Source organism: Methylobacterium adhaesivum (assembly GCF_022179065.1).
GTDB lineage: Bacteria > Pseudomonadota > Alphaproteobacteria > Rhizobiales > Beijerinckiaceae > Methylobacterium > Methylobacterium adhaesivum.
On sequence record NZ_BPQD01000016.1, the window covers coordinates 61,507 to 80,297 of the forward strand.

At 65.5% G+C, this 18,791-nt stretch carries 19 protein-coding genes; all 19 read left to right on the top strand.

Translation table 11 applies throughout. The features are described 5' to 3' along the window. Positions 1-60: 60 nt before the first annotated feature. The 19 genes from MFF01_RS13635 (at position 61) to MFF01_RS13725 (ending at position 18,786) form a co-directional block, all read left to right on the top strand. On the top strand, positions 61-267 hold the full coding sequence (locus MFF01_RS13635) for a hypothetical protein (protein ID WP_238226195.1): 207 nt from the start codon (positions 61-63) through the stop codon (positions 265-267). Further along, positions 264-1,838, top strand: coding sequence for a phage portal protein (locus tag MFF01_RS13640; RefSeq protein WP_238226197.1), 1,575 nt, complete (start codon positions 264-266; stop codon positions 1,836-1,838). The genes MFF01_RS13635 and MFF01_RS13640 overlap by 4 nt, the downstream gene beginning before the upstream one ends. 170 nt (positions 1,839-2,008) lie before the next feature. Further along, complete coding sequence (locus MFF01_RS13645; RefSeq protein ID WP_238226199.1) at positions 2,009-3,136, top strand: S49 family peptidase; 1,128 nt, start codon at positions 2,009-2,011, stop codon at positions 3,134-3,136. Between the two features lie 14 nt (positions 3,137-3,150). Beyond that, a complete protein-coding gene (locus MFF01_RS13650) occupies positions 3,151-3,555 on the top strand; it encodes a head decoration protein (RefSeq protein WP_238226201.1) in 405 nt (134 codons plus the stop codon). Positions 3,556-3,600: 45 nt separating this feature from the next. Further along, on the top strand, positions 3,601-4,650 hold the full coding sequence (locus MFF01_RS13655; RefSeq protein WP_238226203.1) for a major capsid protein: 1,050 nt from the start codon (positions 3,601-3,603) through the stop codon (positions 4,648-4,650). Between the two features lie 2 nt (positions 4,651-4,652). Further along, entirely contained in the window at positions 4,653-5,078 is a 426-nt protein-coding gene (locus MFF01_RS13660; RefSeq protein WP_238226205.1) for a hypothetical protein, read from the top strand. After that, positions 5,075-5,437, top strand: a complete 363-nt coding sequence (locus MFF01_RS13665) for a head-tail joining protein (protein ID WP_435404637.1) — start codon at positions 5,075-5,077, stop codon at positions 5,435-5,437. Before MFF01_RS13660 ends, MFF01_RS13665 begins: the two co-directional genes overlap by 4 nt. Beyond that, positions 5,434-6,000 (top strand): phage tail terminator protein, encoded by a 567-nt coding sequence (gene gpU, locus MFF01_RS13670; protein WP_238226209.1) that lies wholly within the window; start codon positions 5,434-5,436, stop codon positions 5,998-6,000. The genes MFF01_RS13665 and gpU overlap by 4 nt, the downstream gene beginning before the upstream one ends. Then, positions 5,997-7,226: a phage baseplate assembly protein V gene (locus MFF01_RS13675; protein WP_238226211.1), complete on the top strand. Its 1,230-nt coding sequence runs from the start codon at positions 5,997-5,999 to the stop codon at positions 7,224-7,226. The genes gpU and MFF01_RS13675 overlap by 4 nt, the downstream gene beginning before the upstream one ends. A 51-nt stretch (positions 7,227-7,277) precedes the next feature. After that, complete coding sequence (locus tag MFF01_RS13680; protein WP_238226213.1) at positions 7,278-7,697, top strand: GPW/gp25 family protein; 420 nt, start codon at positions 7,278-7,280, stop codon at positions 7,695-7,697. Continuing rightward, entirely contained in the window at positions 7,687-8,544 is an 858-nt protein-coding gene (locus tag MFF01_RS13685) for a baseplate J/gp47 family protein (RefSeq protein WP_238226215.1), read from the top strand. Before MFF01_RS13680 ends, MFF01_RS13685 begins: the two co-directional genes overlap by 11 nt. Continuing rightward, on the top strand, positions 8,541-10,160 hold the full coding sequence (locus MFF01_RS13690; RefSeq protein WP_238226217.1) for a phage tail protein: 1,620 nt from the start codon (positions 8,541-8,543) through the stop codon (positions 10,158-10,160). The genes MFF01_RS13685 and MFF01_RS13690 overlap by 4 nt, the downstream gene beginning before the upstream one ends. Beyond that, positions 10,144-10,839 (top strand): BW3TFN family phage tail fiber component, encoded by a 696-nt coding sequence (locus MFF01_RS13695; RefSeq protein WP_238226219.1) that lies wholly within the window; start codon positions 10,144-10,146, stop codon positions 10,837-10,839. Before MFF01_RS13690 ends, MFF01_RS13695 begins: the two co-directional genes overlap by 17 nt. Positions 10,840-10,856: 17 nt before the next feature. Beyond that, positions 10,857-14,030, top strand: coding sequence for a DUF4815 domain-containing protein (locus MFF01_RS13700; RefSeq protein WP_238226220.1), 3,174 nt, complete (start codon positions 10,857-10,859; stop codon positions 14,028-14,030). Positions 14,031-14,041: 11 nt separating this feature from the next. Beyond that, positions 14,042-14,269 (top strand): hypothetical protein, encoded by a 228-nt coding sequence (locus MFF01_RS13705; protein WP_238226222.1) that lies wholly within the window; start codon positions 14,042-14,044, stop codon positions 14,267-14,269. A 20-nt stretch (positions 14,270-14,289) separates the two neighbouring features. Next, on the top strand, positions 14,290-16,239 hold the full coding sequence (locus MFF01_RS13710) for a hypothetical protein (RefSeq protein ID WP_238226224.1): 1,950 nt from the start codon (positions 14,290-14,292) through the stop codon (positions 16,237-16,239). 18 nt (positions 16,240-16,257) lie between these two features. Further along, positions 16,258-16,716, top strand: coding sequence for a hypothetical protein (locus MFF01_RS13715; protein ID WP_238226225.1), 459 nt, complete (start codon positions 16,258-16,260; stop codon positions 16,714-16,716). Positions 16,717-17,105: 389 nt separating this feature from the next. Next, complete coding sequence (locus MFF01_RS13720) at positions 17,106-18,266, top strand: phage tail sheath family protein (protein WP_238226227.1); 1,161 nt, start codon at positions 17,106-17,108, stop codon at positions 18,264-18,266. A 16-nt stretch (positions 18,267-18,282) separates the two neighbouring features. Beyond that, on the top strand, positions 18,283-18,786 hold the full coding sequence (locus tag MFF01_RS13725; protein WP_283207194.1) for a phage major tail tube protein: 504 nt from the start codon (positions 18,283-18,285) through the stop codon (positions 18,784-18,786). Positions 18,787-18,791 lie beyond the last annotated feature (5 nt).

Below are 18,791 nucleotides of genomic sequence, written 5' to 3' on the forward strand. Positions count from 1 at the left end.
CACGGCGGGGGCGACTAGATCGGCCCCGCCAATGAATAACGGCCTCGATACCTTTGCCGAATGGCGAAGAGCGTCGAAGATCAACTTGCGGATATCGAAACCGCCCTCGAAACGGTCGAGCAGCGCGGTCAACGTATTGCGCTGAAGGATCGCGAGATTTGGCGCGTCGATCACTCGTCGCTCGCCAAGCGCGCCGCCGAACTGAAGCGCGAGGTCCGTCGGAAGAATAGCGGCGGCGTTCGCGTCACGCGGATCGTCCCGCTGTGATCCCCGTCGCCCCCTCGATCCTCGATCGCGCGATCACGGCCCTCGCCCCCGGATACGGGGTGCGCCGCTATAACGCCCGCATCGCCCTTCACGCCGCCGGTCAATATTCCGGCGCCCGCTCGACGCGCAACGCCCTGAAGGCGTGGATGACGCGCGCCGGCTCGGCCGACTCCGACACCCTCGGTGACCTCGAAACGCTCCGGTCCCGCTCGCGCGACCTCTTGCGGAACAATCCGATCGCGACCGGCGCCCGCGCGACCTCCCGGTCGAACGTCGTCGGGACCGGCTTGCACGTCCGCGCTCAGATCGACCGCGAACTGCTCGGCATGACCGAGGCGCAGGCCGAGGCATGGGAGCAAAAGGCCGAGAAGCTGTTTCACCGCTGGGCCGTCTCGAAGGCGGCCGACATCACGCGGCATCAGAACTTTTACGAGCTTCAGGCGCTCGTCTTCTCGACGGTCTTCGAGAGCGGCGACACCCTCGTCTTGCGCCGCAAGGCGAAGGTTCGAGCCGTCCTGGCGCTCGCCCTGGCGATCGTCGAGGCCGACCGCATCGTCACGCCCGTCGAGCACCTGAACGACCCGTCTGTGCGCGACGGCGTTCGGATCGACGAGGACGGCGCGCCGGTCAGCTACTTCGTCGCGAACGATCATCCCGGCGACGACGTGATCTCGGCGATCTCGGGCTTCAAGGAAGTCCCCGCCATCGGCGCCGCCTCGGGCGAGGTCATGGCGCTCCACGTCTTCGAGCGCGTGCGTCCCGGCCTCACGCGCGGCGTGCCTTTCCTGGCGCCCGTGATCGAGACGCTGAAGCAACTCGATCGCTACAGCGAAGCCGAACTGATGAAGGCGGTCGTCTCGTCGTTCTTCACGGTCTTCATGAAGACCGCGAACGACGACGGGCTCGCCAGCGCGACCGCCCCGCTCCCCGGCATGGCGTCGAACGAAGTCACGCTCGGTTCTGGAAGTGTCGTCGAGTTGGGGAGCGACGAGTCGATCGAGGTCGCGCAATCGACCGCGAACACGAACTTCGACCCGTTCTTCCTCGCCGTCGTGCGTCAGATCGGCGTTGCACTGTCGATCCCCTACGAACTTCTCGTGATGCACTTCACGGCGTCTTATTCGGCGTCGCGTGCTGCAATCGAGATGGCGTCTCAGTTCTTCAAAGAGCGTCGCGAATGGCTCGTGAACGCCTTTTGTCAGCCCGTTTACGAGTGGTTCATCGTCGATGCCGTGAACGCCGGCCTGCTCACGGCCCCCGGCTTCGACGATCCGGTTCGCCGGGCCGCGTACCTCGGCGCCATGTGGATTCCCCCGTCGAAGCTCGTGCTCGATCCGAAAAAGGAATGGGAAGCCGAGAAGATCGCCGTCGAGATGGGCGGAAAGACCCTTGAGCAAGTCGTGACCGAGAAGACCGGCGGCGATTGGAAGAAGACGACCGAGCAACGGGGCCGCGAGCATTCTCTTCGCGTGGCCCTGAAGCTTGAGCCCGAGACGCTTGACCCGAACAAGGCCGCCGGGGGCGCCCCCGAAAAGCCTGAGCCGGGCGGAAAGACCGAGGAAGATCAGTGACCGTCCGCGTTCTCGACGCCGTTCATTCCGCCTCTTGGGCGATGGACGAAGACTCCCTCGCGAAGATGATCGAGATCGCTTCGCGCGAGCATCAGCCCGCGCCGCAAGCCCTCGAAGCGTACCGGGCGCAAGCCCTGGCGCGCGCCGAGCGGGCGACGCTCCGCAACGGCGTGGCGATCGTCACGGCCGAAGGCCCGCTCTTCAAGCGGGCGAACCTGATGACCGAGTTCAGCGGGGCGTCTAGCTATGACGTGTTGCGCCGGGACCTTCAGGCCGCCGTCGATAACCTCGGCGTGAAGGCGATCCTGCTTAACATCGACTCGCCCGGCGGCGAGGCGGCCGGCATCGGGGAGCTTGCCGCGGCCGTGCGGGACGTGCGCGGCGTGAAGCCGATCGTCGCTTACGTCGGCGACCTCGGCGCCTCGGCGGCCTATTGGCTCGCCACGGCCGCCGACTCGATCGTCGTCGGCGCCGGGGCCGCGCTCGGTTCGATCGGCGTGCGCGCGAGCTACGCGGATTCCAGCGCGCGCGACGCCGCGCGCGGCGTGGCGACCGTCGAGTTCGTCTCGTCTCAGTCCCCTTTCAAGAAGTCCGACATCACGAGCGACGAAGGTCGCGGGCGCGTTCAGGCCCGCGTCGATGCGCTCGCTCAGGTCTTCGTCGAGGCCGTCGCGGTCAACCGCGGCGTGAGCGTCGATCGCGTGCTCGACGCCTTCGGAAAAGGCGACGTGCTGATCGGTCAGGCCGCGGTCGCAGCCGGCATGGCCGACTCGATCGGCACCTTCGAAGGAACCCTCGCCGCGCTCGCGGCGGGCGAAACCCGGTTCGCCAGTGGCGGCCGTCTGTCCAACCAGGAGTCCCAAGCAATGCCGACCACGGAAGAGATGAATGCGGCCGTCGAGGCGGCCGTCACCGCCGAGCGCGAGAAGGCCGCCGCCGCTCAGGCGACCGCCGTCGCCGCCGCTCAGGCCGAGGCGACCGCGACCGCCACGGCGAGCGCGACCGCGACCGTCCAGGCCGCCGAGCGCAAGCGTGTCTCGTCGATCCACGACCTGACGATCGCCGGTTACGAGGCCGAGCGCGACGAGGCGATTCAATCGGGCTCCACGCCGGGCGACTTCGCGGCTCTGATGGTGAAGGCCGAGAAGGCGAAGGGCGCTCAGCGCGGGAAGGCGATCGACGAGGATCAGGCCGCGAATGCGGACGTGACCCCCGGCGGTACTCCGGTCGCGACGGGCGACGACGCCGCCGTCAAGGCGATCATGAGCGCGCGGGCCGCGGCCCTCGGTAGCAAGTAACGGGAGCCTTGAACGTGGCGCACTTCAACAAAAACGAGGGGGAAATCACCCCCGATTCCCTGATCCTCGGCGGTTACGAGGCGCGGAAGATCAAGATCAAGGCCGGCGCGGGCAAGCTCGCCCGTGGCACTGTACTCGGCGAGATCGCGAGCGGTCCCGACGCTGGCAAGTTCGTCAAGTCCGAGAAGACGATCACGAGCGGCGGCAACACCGCGGCCGTCACCGACGGCTCGGAAGTCCCCGATCGGGTCCTGATGACCGATGTCGATGCGACCGGGCCGAAGGATGCCGACGGCATCGCCGCGATCACCGGCCGTTTCGATCAGAAGAAGCTGATCCTCGGCGCCGGCCACACCCTCGGCTCGATCGACAAGCCGTTCCGCCTCCGCTCGATCTACCTCGAAAACCCGCTCGGCTAAGGCCGGCAAGCAACCTCGAAGAATAGGCCAAGGAAAAACCGGACGATGGACCTCTTTAGCACTACCGCCCTTAACCGGGTCGTCGATGAGACGCCCGTCGTTCGGACGGCCTTCTTCCTCAATCGCTTCTTCACCGAGTACGAGACTTCGGACACCGAGGACGTGAAGTTCGACGTGAAGAAGCCGGGTCGCCGGCTTATCACGCCGCTCGTCTCGCCCCTCGTGAAGGGCCGCATCGTGCGCGAGCAGGGCTTCCGTTCGAAGTCCGTGTCGCCGGCCTACCTGAAGGAAAAGCGCGTCTTCGAGCCGGGCAAGTATTTCAAGCGCACCGTCGGCGAGAAGCTCGGCGGATCGCTGACCCCGGAACAGCGGCTTGCCGCCTCGGTCGCGTTCGCCCTGAACGAGCAGATCGAGATGTGGCAGGGCCGCTTGGAGCAGATGGCCGCCGAGACGATCCGCACCGGCAAGATCGTTCTCGAGTCTCAGGACTACGAGAAGAACGAGATCGACTTCGGCCGCGATGCTGACCTGACCGTCGTGCTGACCGGCTCCGACAAGTGGGACACCGGCAACTTCCTCGACGATATCGAGGACTTCGGTCAGCTTATCTTCGACAAGTCGGGCCTCGTCGCGAATGACGTGCTCATGGCCGTGGACGTGTGGAAGACGATCCGCGCGCGCATCATGGCCGACGACGCCTTCGGCAAGGCCGCCCGCCTCATGCTCGACATGACGGTCGCCACGCTGACTCAGGCTCGCGTCGAGCTTGGCCCGATGGTCATCAAGGAAGGCGTCCGCCTCGTCGCCCTCTTCGGCGAGTATCGTCTGTGGGTGCATTCGGACAAGTACGAGGACCCCGAGACCGGGCAGGAAGTCGATCTTCTCCCCGCGGGCGAGATCGTCATGTGCGCCAACGTCGAGGGCGTTCGTCACTTCGGCGCGATCAAGGACCTGAAGGCCGGAATGCAGGCCCGTCAGTTCTTCGTGAAGTCCTGGGAAGAGGAAGAGCCGTCGGTTCGCTACGTGCTCGGGCAGTCCGCCCCGCTGCTCGTGCCCTACCGTCCGAACGGCTCCCTCGGCGCCAAGGTCCGGTAGCGATGGCGAGCGTGCAAACGCTCGTCAGGATGAAGCGGGCGGGTGTTTATCACCCGCCCGGCTCGATCTTCCACGACTTCGACCTCGACGAGGCCGAGGCGCTGAAGGGGAAACTCTCGATCCTTGATCGCGGCGATCCCCTGGCGCCGGCCTCCGATCCGATCGCCCCGGCGGATGATGCGGCCCCCGAGCCCGTCACCGAACCCGAGGGCGAGAACGCGCCGCCGGATTCCGCCCTTCCCGCTCAGGAATCCGGCGGGGCCGAGGGCCGCGTCGCCGAGGTCATGGAAGCCTTCGACCTCCTAGACGAGGGGGATTGGACGCAAGGCGGTAGGCCGCGCGTCAGAGCCCTTTCCAGCATCCTCGGCTTCCAACCCACGGCCGACGAGATCGACGCCGCCCTGAGCCTACGTGAGGCGATGCAATGAGCTTCGAAACGGCCGACGACCGGGCCTGCTTCATCGACGCCTTCGGCCGCGAAGCGTTCGTCACCCCCGCAAAGGGCGGCGAGCGCCGTCGCGTGTTCGGCATCTTCGACGATCAGCACGCCACGTTCGACGCGAACCGTTGGCCGGGCTCGGAATACCAAATGCAGAGCGGCGCGAAGTTCTCTTCGACCGGGCCGCGCCTCGAATGCCTGACGGCTTCGCTCGCCGGGATCAAGCAACGCGCGCGCGTCGAGATCACGCCGAACGACATCGACGAGGGCGGCGACTTCACCGTTCAGGACGTGCAACCGGACGGGACCGGGATGACCGTGCTCATGCTGATCGAGCGCGACGAATGACGCACCCCCGAAAGCTACTTCGTCACGCGATCCGCAATCGGCTGAAGACGGCTGTCGGCGGGACATACCCGACGGCTGCCGACGATAAGGTCTTTGCCTCGCGGATCGCCCCGATCGCCGATGACGATTATCCGGCGATCCTGATCTATACACGCGAAGAGAAGGACTATTCCGAGCCGATCGACGACTCGCTCGCGTGGCGCAAGGCGACGCTTTCGGTCGTGATCGAGGGGCTTCTTCGCGCTGGCGAGTCCGTAGACGACAAGCTCGATGACCTCGCCGAGCAGATCGAAGGCGCGCTCGACGGGTGGAGCATCCCCGGCTTCGAGGGCGCGAACATGACGCTCCACGAAACCGACATCGACCTCGTGACCGAAAACGTCCGCAAGCCCGTGGGGGCGATCGGTCTGACCTATGCCGTCACGTACCGGGCGAGGAAGATCGTCCAGGCCGCCGGGCGCATCCCGAACGACGTGGATGCGATCCTGAACGGTTACGAGCCGACGCCCGTGATCCGCGCCGGCAAAGGCCCGCCCCTTTCCAGCCTCCCGAGACTGCCGTGAAGTTCTCCCGAGACAATAGCCGCACGGGCGGCGTCGGCGATCCTGAGACGACCGATCTCGATCGCCGGGTTCAAGACGCGATCAAGTTCGGCGAGATCGCCGAGGTCGATCTTGAGCGCGAGCCGCCGTCTTATCGCGTCCTGATCGGCGATAAGAACGACGACGATAATCATATCATCACCGACTGGATTCCGGCGAACGGCGGCCGGGCAAGCGAGGAAGGCGAGTCCGAAGCTCACTTTCTGGAAAAGGGCGAGAAGGTCGTTCTCTTGACCGAGGGCGGCGAGCTTGCGACCGCGCAAGTCTTGCCCGCGGCCACGTTCACGAAGAAGAACAAGGCCCCGACGAAGAAGCCGGGCGAGTGGAAGCGCAAGTTCAAAAACGGCGCCGTCGTCGGCTATGACCGCGAGACGGGGGAACTGACTCTCGACGCGACGAACGCGACGGGCAAGGTCACGCTCCGCTCGAAGGACGGCGCCGTTCGCATGTCGAACGGCAAGGTCACGGTTCAGACCGGCTCGAAGGCGAAATCGACCGGGCCGTCGAGCGAGAGCGCCAGCATGGCGCGCACCCTGGCGGCCGTGTCCGCTCAGAACTTCGACCTTAATCAGCAAATGAAGGGCCTTCACGCGCGGATCGAGCAGGCCGAGCACACGATCTCCGCTCAGCACTTCGCGACCTCGCTTCTTCATAATCTGCTCTTGCCGACCAATCCGCAGATTGCCGGCCTGCTCGCGATCTTCAATCAAGCGCCGGGCGGGATGGAGAAGATGGTTCAAATGGTGACGGGGCTCTTGCCCGGTTACGCTCAGTCTCTTCTTAAGCTCGCGATGGGAAAGTTTCAGTTGCCGACGATAGACAGTATCGGCGACATGATGGGGAATTTTATTCAAGGTCAGATCACGCAAGCGACTTCGCAGATCGCCAGCCTCGTGACGCAACAGTCGGGGATCACGTCTCAGATCGCCGACATCGGGCGCCAGATTACGAACCTCGAAGGCGGCGGCGAGCAGGCGGCAGGGCAGCTTGCGGGCCTCGTCGCGCAAAAAGCCGGCCTGTCTCAGACCTTGGGGCAAATCACTTCGACGATCGGCGACCTGAAGGGCATTCTCGATAGCGCGAACCTCGCCGCGCCCGCCGAGCCCGACTTCATGGGATCGCAAAAGAACATCGTGAAGGGGATGATCGAGAGCGTCCGGTTCGGCGGCCTCGGGAAGCAAGACTGAGCGCGACCGGAACGCTCCCGCGCCCCGCGGGGCGCGCCGGTACGTTGCGGAATGGCGACGATCGACCGACACACCGGGAAGACGATCAGCGGCCTCGACGACGTTTGGCAGTCGATCACGACGATCCTGTCAACGTCTTTGCGGGCGCTCGTGATGGCGCGCGACTTCGGGTCGGACCTCCCCCGGATGGTCGATCGCGCCCTGAGCCCCCTCACGAAGATCGAGTTTTACGCCGCGGTCCCCGAGGCGCTGAACCGGATCAGCCCCGAAACCCTCATGGCTGAAGAGCCTCGGTTTCGCGTGACGCGGATGCGACTTCTCGAAGAAAGCGACATCGCGAACGGGAACCCGATCTTCGATATCGAGGGGATTTACTACCCACGCGGGCACTTGGGCGATTTTTCTGAAGCTTACGATGCGTCTGGACGCATCAGCCTCGGCGACGAGGAAGGGGGTTACTATGGCCGGTGAAATCGACGACGCCTTCCTGTCGAAGCTCGCCGTCCCGGTTATCGAGCGAGAGCCCGAGTTCGCGTCGCTTTTCTCGGCCCGCATCGCACAAATGCGCTCGCTGATGCCCGAGTGGGATACGTGGATGCTTCGAGGCGATCCGATCAATCGGATTTGCCGCCACGCGGCCTACGGGGACCTTCTCTTTTATCAGGAAATCAATGAAGCCTTCCGCGCGAGCCTGAAGGACTTCGCGACCGGCGAAGACCTGACCCGCAAGGCGAGCGATTGGGACCTCGAAAGGTATGAGGGCGAGAGCGACGAGAGCCTGAGCCGGCGCCTCGAAGCGCGCATGAAGGGTCATTCCGGCGCCGGCCCCGACTCATGGTACGAGTCGAACGCCTTCGAGGCGGCGCCCGAGCGCGTGGCCGACGTTGCGGTTCGTGGCGACGGGCGCGGAAGCATCTTCGTCGCCGTCCTGGCGAAGGATAACGGCGGCGTCGCCGACGACGACCTTCTCGATACGGTCCGGGTCGCCCTGAACCGGCGCGGCACGAAGGGCACGAACGACACGATCGTCGCCCGCTCGGCTGTCATCGCCGAGATCGACTTGATCTTCGATTATTGGCTTCTTCCCGACGCCCCGATCGACACCGTGGAACGCGCCGACTCCCGCGTGCGCGCGAGCTTCGACAAGGCCCGCCGCCTCGAATGGGACTTCGAAAGGTCGTGGGCGAACGCTCAGCTTTTCGTCGAGGGGATGAAGAAGATCGAGATCGTCTCGCCGGTCGCTGACATCGTGACCGAGTTCGGCGAGGCCGTGTCGCTTCGCTCGATCGTGCCGAACTACCGGGGCCGCGCTCTGTGACCCGCCTCGTCGATCTTCTCCCGCACAACGCCGCGGCCTTCGAGCGCAACGCCGTCGATGTCGTCGATTCCCGGCACCTTCTTCGCGGGCTCTCGAAGCGCATCATCTCGGCGCGCTACGGCGAGACGGTCGATCCGGCCCTCTTGCCGTGGCTCTTGCGCGATTGGGGGCTCGACGAGGTTGCGGCCTACGTCGAGGATTGGCAACTGCTCTATCGCGAGGGCAAGACGTGGCAGCGCGAGCGCGGCACCCTCGCGGCCGTCGATCGCGCCCTGTCGTGGATTGGCGAAGCCGGGGCCGAGGTCGAAGAGATCATGCCCGGCTCGCCGCGATGGGCCGAGCTTCAGGTCGCGCTTCGCAAGCCCCCCGAGCGCCTTGACGCCCTTCGGAACGCCGTCGGCCTCACCCGGCTCTCGATCGGCGCGAAGTCGATCCTGAGCCGCGTGCATTCGGGCTTCGACGCGCGTGCGGCCCGGCCCGACTATGCCGTGCTCGACTCGACGCTGCTCGACTTCGACTCGGGAGTGCGGCTTGCTCCCGGTCAGCCCGTGCTCAGCTTCGGGCGCGAGGAAGACACGTCGGCCGACTTCCGCGACACGCGGGCCGTGCTGACATTCGAGATGGACCGTCGCGACGTGAGCTTCGCTCGGTACGTCGATGACATCATGTTCGATTGGTCGATCCCCGACACGCAACGGCCGAGCGTCTTCCGGCCGTTCGACACCGGCTTCGTCGATAACTTCTCGCTCGAAAGCGGCGCCCGTCGCGATCAGTTCCTCGATACGCACCGCATCATCCGTGCGGCGATGATCCTTGACCGGCAATGGCCGGTCGAGAGCCTGAACGCCGTCTTCCCCGGTTGCGACCTCGTGCCGACGGGCAAGCCGTGGCTCGCCGACGGCTTCCGGCTCGACGCCGACACGTTCTATTTTCGGAAGGTGGCGATCGAGGCGATCGTCGAGGCGGTATCGCGTGGGTCCGTCAATCTTCGCGGCACGATGCGGCTTGTAGAGTCGTTCCCCGTCCTCGCGAGCCGGGTCAACCTTCGGGTGCGTCGGGGCTTCGAACTCGACGACGTGAGCCTCGATCAGTCGGCGAGCTTCCCGACGCCCGAGCTTCAGACCTTCTCGCACGTCGTCGGCGCGACGACGCATGAGGTCGCTTCCGAAGACCTGGCGTTCGCCCCGCACGCGACGTTCCTCGCCGGCATCCGCTTCGACTACGGCGCGCCCGTCGAGAGCCTTCAGGCGGTGTTTACGGGCGCCGACGTTGCCCCCACGGGCATTCCGTGGATCGCCGACGGCTTCCGCCTCGATACCGACACGCGATGGAACAGGGGGACCCCGATCCTCGAAATCCTGGCGCGCCGCGAGGCCGCGAACGTGATCGAGTTCCCGGCGCCGACGGCCCGAGCCGTGTCGCGCGTCAGCTTCGGCGGCGGCGCCCTGATCGAGAGCCGGATCGTCGATGGGGCGGCGACTTTACTGACCTCCTTCGAGGTCGGGACCGCCGCTTATGATGGTCAGAGTTGGGTTGATCTCGTGCCGCCGGAAGGCGCGACCTGGGAAGACCTTCACGTTATTATCGGAACTGCTCTTAATGGCGATCCTGACTGATAGCGGGCGCACCGCGCTCGCGACCGCCGTGAAGAACTCCGTGCTCCATCTCGCGTGGGGCCGGGGTCAATCGTGGTGGGATGAGAACCGCGCCGACGTGGCGATCTTCGGCGACGACAACCGCGCCGCCCTCGGCCGCACGAACGTCGCTGGCGTGGTCGTCAGGACGGCCGACGAGCTGAATACCTACGCCGCCGGGACCGACTACACGGTCAACGTCGTGACGGGCGTCCTGACCCGCGTGCTGACCGGCGCCATTCCAGCGAAGGGCACCGTCCGCGTCAGCTACAAGACGCCCCGCCCGCCCGAGACGCCCGCCCGCACCGCGCTCTTCGACGAAGTGGGTCGGAAGAAGCTGACCGAGTGCCGTTACGTGATCCCGAACCCGGAGTCGGGCTCGATCGTGATGACGACCGGGCGCTTCGACCCGTCCGACGTGCCGACCCCGCACCTTCTCGCGCGCACCGTCTTCGCCTTCAACGAAGCCCCGCTCGAAACCATTCGCGAGACGGGCGTCGTGCTCGGCACCGTCGCGAAGCCCAACGTCCCGCCCGGTCAACTCTATCTCGCCCCCGGCGAGGTCGTGAACCCCGGCATCCTGCTCGTGCTGCAATACACGTCGCCAATCGTTCGTAACGGCGCGACTCAGCAGAGTTTCGAATCCGTCCTGACCTTCTAAGTCGAGCAGCACGAGCGATGACCCAAAAAATCGAAGGCTATCTGAACCGCTTCACCCCCGGCCGCAATTGGGAGGAAGTGTCTTTCCGCTCCTCGGCGACCCGGCCCGTCTATCTTCAGCAGGCCGAGATGGTCGAGGTTCAGTCGATCTTCGCCGATCGCGTGAAGGGCCTCGGCGACGCGCTTCTGAAGGATGGCGCGATCGTCCGCGATTGCCGCATCTCGGTCGATGCCTTCACGGGCGAGACGACCGTCGAGAGCGGCGCCGTCTACGTCCGCGGCGCCGTGCGCGGCGTGCCGTCGAACGCCTTCACCGTCCCGGTCAACGGCACGATCAGCGTCGGCGTGCGCCTGATCGAGGGCGTCGAAACCGAGCTTGAGAGCCCCGACCTTTACGGTCAGATCGAGGGCTCGGCCGCCTACGGTCAGCCCGGCGCCGTCCGCCGCACGATCACCCCGTCGTGGGGACACACGGCCGACGGCGTGACTGCCGGCGAGTTCTATCCGGTCTATACGATCGACGACGGCAACGTGCGCTCGAATGAGCCGCCTCCGCAGATCGACGGCGTGCGTCAGGCGATCGCCCGTTACGATATCGACAACTCGGGCGGCACCTACGTCGTGAGCGGCCTCGACGCCAAGGCCGGCGCCGACCTCCCGTCGGGCGAACAGGTCTACACCGTGACCGCCGGGCGCGCCCGCGTCCGCGGCCTCGCCGTCGATCTTCAGGCTTCGAGCCGCATCGTGTATCCGGCCGTCGCGAACATTCGCACGATCGACGCCGAGCCGCACGCCTCGGCGGGCATCGCGGCGCAGCGGATCACCCTCGATCGCTCCCCGGTCGCCGAGATCAAGCAAGTCCGCATCACGGCCGAGAAGTCCGCGACCGTCGTTCACGGCGCCTTCTCGGGCGCGGCCGATCCCCTCCCCGACGTGTCCGTGATCGAGATCGTCGAGGTCAAACAGGGCGCGACGACCTTCGTTCAGGGCTCCGACTACCGCCTTCAGGGCGGCATGGTCGATTGGTCCCTTCCCGGCGGCGAGCCGTCCCCCGGTTCGTCCTATGTCGTGAAGTATCGCTACATCACGAGCGTCGCGCCGACCGCCGTCGACTCGAAGGGCTTCACCGTCGCGGGCGCCGTGGCCGGAACCCTCGTGCTGACGACCTATGACGCGAAGCTTCCGCGCATCGACCGCCTGTGCCTCACGGAACAGGGCCTCTTCGTGTGGATCAAGGGCGTCGCCGCCGACTTCAACCCGCTCGCCCCGAGCGTCCCGGCGCACCTTCTCGCCGTCGCTTCCGTGATGCAGTCGTGGGACGCGAAGCGCGCCCTCGTCGCCGACGGCACCCGCATGGTCTCCATGCAGGAACTTCGGGTCTTCAACTCCCGGCTTGACGAACTGACTCAGATCATCGCCGAGCAGCGTCTTCGTTCCGACGTGACCCTTCGCGATGCGGCGTACAAGCGTGGCGTCTACGTCGATCCGCTGATCGACGACTCGATGCGTGACGCGGGCATTCCGCAGACCGCCGCGATCGTCAACGGCGAGATGATCCTTCCGATCACGGCGACCCTGGCGCGGCTCCCGGCCGACGTGACGGTTCCGACGACCCTCGCCTTCACCCGCGTCCCCGTGATCGAGCAGTTCCGCAAGACGGGCGGGATGAAGATCAATCCGTACATGGCCTTCGGCAAGACGCCCGCCGAGATCGTCTTGAACCCGGCGGTCGATCAGTGGGAGATCGTTCAGTCGCAGTTCGCGGCGGCCGAAACCCGCATCTTCGACGTGGGCTCGGGCAACACCTTCTCGCAGTCTCAGACTCAGACCGTCGAGCAGGTCGCGACCTCGACGACCGCGATCACGACCCTCCGCTCGATCGTCGTGAAGTTCGACGTGACCGGCTTCGGCCCCGGCGAGCCCCTGACGGGCGTCACCTTCGACGGCATCGCGATTGCGACCTCGCCTTCCGTGATCGTGGCCGACGCGAACGGCCGCTTCGCCGGTCAGTTCACGATCCCCGCCGGCATCCCCACGGGCCGCAAGCTCGTGAGCTTCCGCGGCATCGCGAACGGCACCGTCGGCGATGCGATCTTCACGGGTCAGGGCACCTTGACCGTCCGCACCCTGCGGAACGTGACGAACATCACCCGCTCGTGGTGGTGGATGAATTGGGACCCGCTGGCGCAGACGTTCAGCCTTCCGCAGGCCGAGCAGATCGTCGGCGTGGAACTCGACTTCCGCGCGAAGGGCAATTCCGACGTGATGGTCGATATCCGGGGCGTCGATCTCGGCATCCCGACCGGCGAGATCATCACGCGGGCTCGCAAGGCCCCCGGCGAGATCACCTTGAACGGTAAGACCCGGTTCGACTTCGAGGCGCCGATCCTCGTCGATGGCGACACCGAGCGCGCGATCGTTGCCATGTGCAATGACGCCGACGCGGAACTCGCCGTCGCCGAGCTTGGCAAGTTCGACAACGTGAACGGTTGGGTCACGTCCCAGCCCTACACGATCGGCGCCCTGCTCTCGTCGAGCAACGGTCGGACGTGGACTCCGCATCAGGATCGCGATCTCGCCTTCCGCCTGCTCGCGGCCCGCTACACCGAGACGACGAAGACGATCGCCCTCGGGTCCGTCAACGTCCTGAACGCGACCGACCTGATCGTCTCGGCGAACGTGATCGTCCCCGACGCTCAGACCCGGATCGAGTTCGTGATCGGGCTCCCCGACGGATCGAGCTACACCGTCGCGCCGGGTCAGCCCGTGCGGCTTGCCTCGGCCGTCACGGGCGCCGTGAGCGTCACCGCGAAGCTCTACGGCACCGCGCTCCGCTCGCCGGTCCTCTACCCCGGCACGAACCTGATCTCGGGCACTCAGGCCGGAACGGGCACCTACTCGGGCCGCGCCTTCCCGGCTGGCACGAACTCGAAGGTCGTCGTGATCTATGACGCTCTGATCCCCGGCGGTTCGGGTGTCATCGTCACGGCTCAGGGCTCCGACGCTGGCGACACCCCCGTCAACGCTGCTCAGGTTTCGAGCCGCGCCCTCGACAACGGGTATCGCGAGTTCATTCACGAGGTCGCCTCGCTCTCCGAGATGATGCCCCGCGTGAACGTGACCTTGAACGGCACGCCCGGCTCGCGGCCCCGCCTGCGCAACTTGCGCGCCTACACCCTCGCGGCCTCGTAAGAGGCCGCCCCGTGAGCGCGCACGACGACCGCACCGCTCGCGGCTATCCCGTCCCGAACCCCGCGAACACGCTTCGCGAGGATCGGGGCCGGATCGCCGACGCAATTGGCGAGATCGACCGGGACCTGACGGCCGCCGAGCAGGCGACCGCTTCAGTCTCGGCACGAGCGACCAAACTTGAGAAGAGTCGAAAGACTGAAGCCTTGCGCACCGCGCTCGGTCTTTATCCGCTTATCTGACGATCCGGCAAGGAACAAACATGCCCGCCGACCTGAATACGGCCCTCGTTAATCTTTCGACTCAGATCGCGAATAAGGCCGCGAACGCGACGGCCGAAGAACTCGCCTATCTCTCGAAGGCCGTCGAGGGTATCGGCGGCAAGGCGAACGTCCTCGACATTCAAATCCTCTCGGATCAGCGCAAGTCCGAGATCACGGCCCTCGGCGACGTGAAGAAAAACGAGATCGTCGACCTGTCGACTTCGAAGAAGGACGAGATCGTGACCCTCACGGGCACGAAGAAGACCGAGATCACCGATCTCGCGACGGCCAAGAAGACCGACTTCGACACCAACGCCGCCGCGAAGAAGGCGGACTTCAACGCGACGGCGGCTTCGGCCGACCTGACGACCCGCGCGACGAACCTCGAAGGCCGCGCCACGGCGACCGAGTCGAAAACCGCGAGCTTCGGTTCCGACCTCCCGAGCCGCAAGCTCGCGACCACGGCCGCCGGTCTGACCCTCGTCGCGGCCGACATGGGACTCACGATCGAACTCGACGCCTCGAAGGCGCTCGACTTCACGACCCTCGATCTCGTGCTTCCCGACGCGACCCTGATCCCGGCGGTCTATCTTCACCGCGAGATCGCCGTGAAGAACCGCTCGCTCGCGAAGTGGACCGTGAAGAACGCTTCCGGCGCCGTCCTGGCGACCGTCCAGCCCTACGGGTGGGCGCGGCTTGTTCTGTCCGCTCAGGACGCGAAGTCGGGCGTGTGGCGCGTGACGCCGCTTTCGCTTCCGGCTGTTCGTGACCGCCTGACGAACCATTCCGGCGGCCCGGCCGGTGTGCTTTGCGGCGACTTCTACGGCCCGAACGGGCAAGGCTATACGCAGGGCTATGCCACTTATGGCGACTACGCCTTCGCTGTCCCGTGCATGGACGACACCGGCACGCGCATCGCCGGCTCGGCAATGGTGACGCGCACGCGCGACACGAATTGGGGTTACTCCGGATTCTTCATCGGGCCGCTTTCCTATGACTCCGGATTCCCCGGCTTCGTTGGCGCGAGCGCCAACGGAAACAATTTTACGTGGTCCGGCGGCGCCGCTCAGTATTGGAACGCCCTCCCCGTCCGCGGCGGCGTCGTCACTTTCGGGATCAATAGTCAGAACGGCCTTCACGATATCGGCCTCTATCGCGCGCCCGCCTTTAATTCGCGGATCACCGTCGAAAGCTCTCTCGGCTATAGCTCGACCTACTATTACGCTACGGCTCACACTTTCGGCGACGGTCAGTTCCTCGTAATGGCGTTCGCGAACTCGTCGGGTCAGTTGACGCTTCTGCGCCGGTATCGGTTCAAGAGCGACGGCACCGTCGAGCTTGCCGGCTCGATCACGCTCAGCACGAGCGGTTCCTATGTCGCTCAGATCAATGACTCGCTGATGGCCGTTCACAACGGAACGGCTTTCGGCATCTATGACATGACGGCCGCCGGCACTTCGCTCGCGCCCGTATCGACCCCGGCCTCGCCGTTCCCGGCCGGCATGGCGAACAAGTGCGCCCTGCCCGTTGGGCGTGATGCTCTGATCGCCAGCGATGGGGCCTATCGCTGGGATGGGACCAACCTGACGAAGGTTGCGGCCGGCGCCAGCTATACGCATAACTACGGGATGGCCTCGTGGTACGTCATTGCCTACCGGGACGGGTTCTCTTCGATCATGAACCCGTGCGGCAGCGGTCAGAATGTTGCGTTCTTCGCCGACGGTGGAACCCTGTCTTATCGCAGTGCTGATCGGATCGCCGGGCCTGGAATGCAGACGGGCGGATACGACGGCCGGATTTGGCCGTTGGGCGGCGATGCTGTGGCGACCTCCTATTCCTGGTGCTACTCGCCGAACTCTTCCTATGCGTGCGGCATGAATACCGGAACGACGACCCTGACCCGCGTCGCGCCCGGCAATATCGGCGTCTCTGGCCTCGGCGGAAAGTAAGGGAAGAACATGCATCTCGTGATCGACAAAAGCGACCTGATCGTCGCCTCGGCCGCCACGGCGGCCGAGATCGAATGGTTCGACGGATACGGCATCGCCCCCGGCGGTGTCTCGATCCTCGGCCCCCGTGACGCCTTCCGCGAGATCGAGGCGCCCTCTGTGACCGGCAACCCCATCGGCCTGCTCTTCGTGAAGGGAAAGGCTGTGGCGTCCGTCCTGGCGGCCCCTGAGCCCGTCGAGGCTGCCCCCGAGCCCGACGTGCCCTTCGAGCTTTTCAAGACGGACGTGCTCAGCCGTATGACCGACGACGAACTCGACGGCTTCGACGAGGAGCTTGCGACCGCGAGCACGCGCGAGCGCCGCATGTGGATCGACTGCACTCGGCTCGTTTCGACCGACCCGTACTTCGAGGGGCTGAAGGCGAAGTTCGCGGCGGCCTTCGGCGAGGACCGGGCGAAGGCGATCCTCGCCCGCTGAAGATCATCTTCCGAAGTTAACAAGTAATAACTCAGCCGGGGCAGTCGCCTCGGCTTTTTTATTGACTCCGAGGCTACTCGATCAGGCCCGTCGGAAGATAAAGCCGCGGCTAATCTCTTGGAAGTTTCCTAGAGGTCCGCCGCGAAATGTCCCTGACCGACTTCCTTCACGGCGTCGAGAACGTCTCTGTCAATACGGGCATTCGCCCGGTTCAGACCGCCCGGTCGTCCGTCATCGGACTGATCGGCACCGCTCCCGGCGCCAACCGCGCGAAGTTCCCCCTGAACCGCAACGTGCTCGTGACGCGCCGTTCGGACATGGCGGGCCTCGGCATCACCGGCACGATCCCCGTCGCCCTCGACGCGATCTTCGATCAGATCGGCGCCGCCGTGATCCTGCGCATCGTCGAGGAAGGCTCGACGATCAATCAGACCCTCGGCAACGTGGTCGGCGGCGTCGATGACGTGACCGGCGAACTGCTCGGCGTCCACGGCTTCCGCGACGCGGAGTCGGATCACGGCCTCTCGCCGATGGTCCTGATCGCCCCCGGCTTCACGCATCAGCGTCCGATCGGCGTCGCGTCCGTTACCGTCACGAAGCAAGGCACGGGCTACACGGCCGCGCGCGTCGTCTTCCGCAACGGCGGCGGCCTGACCTCCCCGGCCGGAACCGCCATCGTCCAGAACGGCAAGGTCGTCGGCGTTTCGATCGACCGTCCCGGCTTCGCCCTAACCGCGACCCCCGCGATCGAGATCGTCGGCGACGGCACGGGCGCCGAGGCGACCGCCTCGCTCGGCGCCAGCGCGAACCCGGTCGTCGGCGAGCTTCAGCCGATCGCCGACGAGTTGAGGGCGCATATCATCGCCGACGGCCCGAACTTCACCGAGCAGGCCGCCATCGACTACCGCCGCGATTTCGGCTCGCGCCGCGTCTTCATTGTCGAGCCCAAGGTTTCCGGCTTCTCGGCGACCCGCGATGAGTACGTGATTCAGGAAGGTTCGGCCCGTCAGGCGGGCGTCATCGCGAAGAACGACAACGAGTCGGGCTTTTGGGAGTCGCCGTCGAACAAGCTGATCCTCGGCATCGGCGGGCTTGCTCGCCCCATCGACTCCGTCGGCAAGAATAGCCGCGCGAACCGCCTGAACGAAAACCAGATCGCGACCTTCATTCGCGACGGCGGATGGTACACCTGGGGCAATCAGACCTGCTCTCAGGACCCGAAATTCAAGTTCCTGAGCGTGTCGCGCATCGACGACATGATTAACATCTCGATCGCTCGTGCTCACCGCTGGGCCGTCGATCGCAGCATTACGCGCGGATACTTCGACGACGTGGCTTCGAGCGTCCGCCTCTACTTGCGGACCCTCGTGCCGAAGGGCGCGATCCTTCCCGGCGCCGATTGCTGGGTCGATCCCGCGCTGAACGGCGAGGAAGAGATTTCGAACGGTCACGCGACCTTCGATTACGACTTCACGCCGGCTTATCCGGCCGAGCGCGTGACTTTCCGGTCGCATCTCGTGACCGATTACATCAAAAATCTGTTCAACTAAGAGGCTCTGAAGGTCGATGATCCCGCGCGTACTTCGTAACTTCAACCTCTTCGTGGACGGCACGAGCTATGCCGGTCGCGTCACTGAGGTCGAGCTTCCCGAACTGAACTTCAAGACCGAAGAGCACCGCGGCGGCGGCATGGATGGCGTCGCCGAGATCGACATGGGTCAGGAGGCGATGGAAGCGAAGCTGACCTTCGCCGAGTACGTTTCTGACATCTTCAAGCGCGTCGGCCGCATGAACGGCAATGGGGTCCGCCTTCAGATTCGCGGCGCCCTTCAGCGCGACGGCGAGCGCGCGATCCCGGTCGTCGTCGAGCTTCACGGGTCCTTCAAGACCTCGACGATGGGCTCGTGGAAGGCCGGCGATCTCGCGACCCACGAAGTCGCGATGGCGGTCCGTTACTACCGCCTGACGATGAATAACGAGCTTCAGCACGAGATCGACGTAGACAACATGATCCGCAACATCGGCGGCGTGGACGAACTCGAAAGCATTCGCGAGGCGATCGGCCTGTAAGGGCC